Source organism: Stieleria sp. (genome assembly GCF_041595215.1).
GTDB classification, from domain to species: domain Bacteria; phylum Planctomycetota; class Planctomycetia; order Pirellulales; family Pirellulaceae; genus Stieleria; species Stieleria magnilauensis.
In genome coordinates, this window is sequence record NZ_JBFHKV010000651.1 from 1 (window position 1) to 4,912 (window position 4,912).

Below are 4,912 nucleotides of genomic sequence, written 5' to 3' on the forward strand. Positions count from 1 at the left end.
CTGGTTTGCGATCATGATTGCCGCGCGAAGCCGTTGATCGGACGGTCGCTCTGCATCACGGACATTGATGATTGCTGGTTGCAATTCCTCCGTCGAAAGTGGACCGAGTTGTTCCAGCGAGACCATCAAAAGCGGCAGATCAAGACGCAGCAACTGATCGATCAGTTCGGCGCGTTGTGACCGATCGGTCTGCAACAGGCCGAGTTGATTGAGGATCCGTTCGCGACTATTGGGCTTCGCATCGGACCATGACCTCCGCAGCGCGGCGGATGCGAAGTCACCGTGGTCGCGAATCTGATCCAGCACTTCACTGAGTTCGGCCGTGCGGACGGTCTGGAGTTGCAGCACGGTCGCCTGGGCACTGGACCGTCTCCAGACGCCCCAACCGACGGTGGTGACGATCATCACCACCGCCAAAATCAGCGTGCTTCGCAGCAGATGGTTGCGCGTCGCGGACCGCATCATCCGTTGTTCAGTCGCGTTCCAACGATCCGGTGACGACAAGATCCGGATCGAAACCCAGTCGATCCACGAGGGCGCAAATTTCGGGGCCGGTTTGACAGACCACATCGAAGCATATTCGGCCAACCGAAGTTCGGCGCGTCCCCGCCGCGTTTGATGTTGTCGCCGCGTGATCCATCGTTCGACCGCCGGGACCAAGTAATCATGCGTCAATTGATAAAAGGCGACACCATCGCTGGACTGGCTGATGCTTTCGTCACCACTGGTTGACCCCGCCGGGTCGGTGGGTGTGATCAAACGCAACTCCTTGTCCAAGATTCGAATCATTTCCTTGAACAAAGCCGGTTGCCCTTGGTAGCCGGATGCCTCCAACAACACCGTCTCGGACTGCATTTTTCCTTTGATGTCGACGTTCGGTTCGGGCAACAACAATCTCAACACTTTTCGCACCGCGGGTTCATGAGTGCGTTGTGCCGCGGGTGCCAAATCGCTGCTGAAGGATTCCTCCAAGAACTGCAATCCGATTCCTTCGATGCCGCCCATTCGATCGATCGTTTGTTCGTCCCAGGGCTGAGTTTTCACCATTTCGACGAACAACGCCAGTCGTACCGGAAACACCTTTCCGCCCCGGGTGAGCCCTTCGATCGATCGATCTAAAAAGCGGTTCTGCGGAATCGATCGGGCGGAGACCTCGGCGGGGATTCGGTCGTACGCGACGCCGAATTCCGCCAGGACTCGGCGGGCATGTTCGGGGCTGAATAGATCCACCAACGATGCGTTGTGGTTCTGCCGAACAGGCACTTCCAGCGCGGCCATGAACCGCGACAGTGCCAACCAGAAATCATCACGCACCAGCAGTAAACACTGAACGGATTGACCATCGCACTGGCGCAGCGCGGCGGCCAGTTCCGATGACTGTTCGTCACCGCGACCGTGCAGCCATTGTTCAAATTGATCGATCACCAGTAGCAACTTCGATCCGCGGGGCGACTCGCCACCGTGCCGCAACGTCGCGAGGGCCTCGGTCAACGTCGCGTTCAATTCAAGATCGGGATGGCGTTTCCGAATGCCGCGCAGCAATCGCATCTCGGTTTCATCGCGTGTCGCTTCGACGAACACCGTGGTGACCGAATCTCCCAGCAGCGGCAACAACCCCGCTTTGACAAACGATGACTTTCCACATCCCGAGGGTCCATACAACACGCCCACTCGCGGCCATTCGCCGTCGTCGCTGGCAACGATTCGGCGCTGCCAAAACCGTAAGCTTTCGGGCACCCAATCGCGGTCTCGCGGCCCGGGGATCAGCCGATGAAAAAAGTCTGCGTCGTGACGTCCATACGAACGAAGCCCACGCGGAACGATGCCCGGGGCGACCCGCGATGTGACCGCCGAATCGGCACTCTCTCGCGAATCGACTTCGACCGATCGATCCTGACACGATGACAAGAAAAACTCGATGTCGTCGACAAAATCTGACGCGGTTCCGTATCGATCTGACGCCCGCTTGGCGAGCGCCTTCATGCAGATCCGTTCCAAGTCACGCGGGATCGAACTGATCAACTGCCTTGGCGGTCGGGGTTCCTTTCGCAGCAAACTTTCGACGATCGAATCATGGTCGCTTCCAGCGAACGGTCGATGCCCGGTCAACATCTGATACAAGATCACGCCGAGAGAGAAGATATCGCTGCGTCCATCCACCAGATGGCTTTCCCCACGTGCTTGCTCCGGACTCATGTAGGCCGGCGTCCCGACGCGTCCTCGGGATGACAAAGCCGATTCATCGCGAAGAGCCAGCCCGAAATCGGCCAAGAACGGTTTCTCCGCCTGAGAGAGTAGGATGTTACCGGGCTTGATGTCGCGATGCACAATCCCCTGCGAGTGGACGTAACTGAGCGCCTTGGCGATCTCCGCAAGCACCTCCAGCGCATCGCGAAGCGTCAAGGGTTGGGCGCGAATGCGATCGGCCAAATTGGAACCGTCGATGTAGGCCGAGACGATGCAGGGCAGATCGTCGCTGCTTCGCAGGACATCATAGATGCCAACGATGGCGGGGTGCTCCAGTTTGGCGAGCGTGCGAGCCTCTTCTAGATAGCGATCCAACTGAGCCGGTGACGTGATTCGATGCCGGTGCGGAATCTTGATGGCAACGTGGCGTTGGAGTTGCTCGTCGTAGGCTTTAAAAACACGTCCATAGCCACCCTCACCCAGCAATTCTGAAATCTGATAACGCTCCGAAACACGGGGCACAGATTGCCGATCGAGCGATTCGATCGAAATGGAACGTGTCTGACCAACTGCTCCTTCATCCCCATTGTCGTCTCGGGACGCCGGTAGTAATTCACCAAGGTCGAGTTCAATCAAGGATTGCTTCGGCGGGTCGCCATGCGCATGCGGCATAAGAGATTGATCTGCAGAACGTTCGATAGGAGCAGCCCCCGCAACCACACATTGTAGTCGTATTAGCCGCAAACCGGTTACACTGATCGGAAACCCCGCCCCGGCCCCCAAATTCCCCTCCCCCGTCATGAATCCGCTAGCTCTGCTCCCTTCGATCGTACTGACCTTTGGATTCTCCCTGATGATGTCCGCTTTGCCGCCCGCGTCCGCCCAGTCGTTGAATTTGCAACTGCGCTACCAAGCGCCCACCGCCGAAGGGTCACCTCGATTCCATCGTTTGACCCGCGACGAACAATGGGATCCGGACCGCACGGCCGTGATCGTTTGCGACATGTGGGATTCCCATCACTGCGTCAACGCGGTCCGACGTGTCGCGCAGCTTGCCCCCCGAATCGATCGTTTTTGCGACACGTTGCGAGAACGAGGCGTGACGATCATCCACGCCCCCAGCAGTTGCATGCCGGCCTATCAAAACCACCCGGCGCGCGCCCGGGTCACGGCGATCCCGGCGGCCGCCACGATGCCCGCTGACATCGCCAGCTGGTGTGATCAAATCCCTAGTGAAGAGGCCGCTGCGTATCCGATCGACCAATCCGAGGGCGGTGAAGACGACGATGCCGACGACCACCGTCAATGGGCCGAACGACTGGCTGCCATCGGGCGCAACCCGCGGGCGCCGTGGCAACGCCAAGTCGACGTGATCGGCATCGATGACCAGCGTGACTTCATCAGCGATAGCGGCACGGAGATCTGGAGCATCTTGACCAGTCGGGGAATCGACAACGTCATCTTGGTCGGCGTGCACACCAACATGTGTGTGCTGGGACGCCCCTTCGGATTGCGCCGGCTCGCCTCGGCTGGCAAAAACGTCGTGTTGGCGCGCGACCTGACCGACACCATGTACGACGACCGAGCCTGGCCCTATGCCAGCCACTTCACCGGCACCGATTTGATCGTTGCACACGTCGAACGCTACGTGTGCCCGACGATTTCAAGCGATCAAGTTCTCGGCGATCAAGCGTTTCGCTTCGCCGGCGACCACCGCATCCGTCTATTGATGCTGGTCGCCGAAAACGAGTACCAGACCAACGAAACGCTTCCGGCGTTCGCGGCAAAACATCTGTCGACACACTTCAGCGTCCAGTTTGCCTGGGGCAGTGACACCGAACGCCACGAGATCGTAGGAATCGAGCAGTTGGCCGACGCTGATGCGTTGCTGGTGAGTGTCCGTAGGCGCGCTCTGCCGCAGCGCGATCTCGATTTGATCCGCGAGTTTGTCCGGCAAGGCAAACCCGTGATCGGCATCCGCACCGCCAGCCACGCCTTTTCGCTACGGGACCAACCCGCACCGGACGGCAAAGGCGTTTGGGACAGCTTCGATGCCGATGTGTTCGGCGGTAACTACACCGGCCACTTCGGAAACTCACTGAAAACCACGCTCCGCCGGCGCACCGATGCGATCCATGATCCGATCGTTTCGAGCACCGGCGCGATGAACATTCAGCCCGGCGGATCGCTCTACAAAACGGCGCCGCTGGCAAAAGGCGCTCGAGTCTTACTGGAAGGAATGGTCGAAGGTGAAACGGCCCAGCCGGTCGCATGGACCTTCATCCGCAACGACGGCGGACGCTCGTTCTACACCTCGCTGGGACACGTCCAGGATTTCGAGCAAGCCGAGTTCGAAGCGTTTCTCTCGGCGGGGATCCACTGGGCCTGTGGCCTGGAACCCCACACGCTGGCCGAAGTCGAAGCGCAGAACAAACGTTACGCCGCCGGCGGTGGAAAGCAACGCAAGTGAGCGAAAGCCTGCACACCAGCGCACGTTGGTGTCTAGCCTTTAGGCGATTCCTCACGCGCTGCGAGGGATGTGAAAAGTATTGCTGATGCATTTCGCTCCCCACGGCGTCATGGGAACATTCACGGACGCCAACCACATCGCAGTTTCACGCCAGCGGCGTGCCACATCAAAGCTTGGGGTCGCGTTGGCGCACCCCAAGATCCGGTCACCTTCAGGCCGCCAACCCCGAGGGGGTTGAACAGAACAACACGGTTC

Annotated in this window: 2 protein-coding genes; one reads left to right on the top strand and one right to left on the bottom strand. The window is 59.3% G+C overall.

Translation table 11 applies throughout. The annotated features are described in order from the left end of the window. Window positions 1–2,709: serine/threonine-protein kinase (locus ABX749_RS21830; RefSeq protein ID WP_372897845.1), on the bottom strand; the 2,709-nt coding region annotated here is incomplete at its 3' end. Between the two features lie 331 nt (window positions 2,710–3,040). On the opposite strand from ABX749_RS21830, the gene ABX749_RS21835 reads away from it, so the two are divergent. Continuing rightward, window positions 3,041–4,657 carry an isochorismatase family protein gene (locus ABX749_RS21835; RefSeq protein ID WP_372897846.1) on the top strand — a complete coding sequence of 539 codons (1,617 nt, stop codon included), beginning with the start codon at window positions 3,041–3,043 and terminating at the stop codon, window positions 4,655–4,657. Window positions 4,658–4,912: the final 255 nt, after the last annotated feature.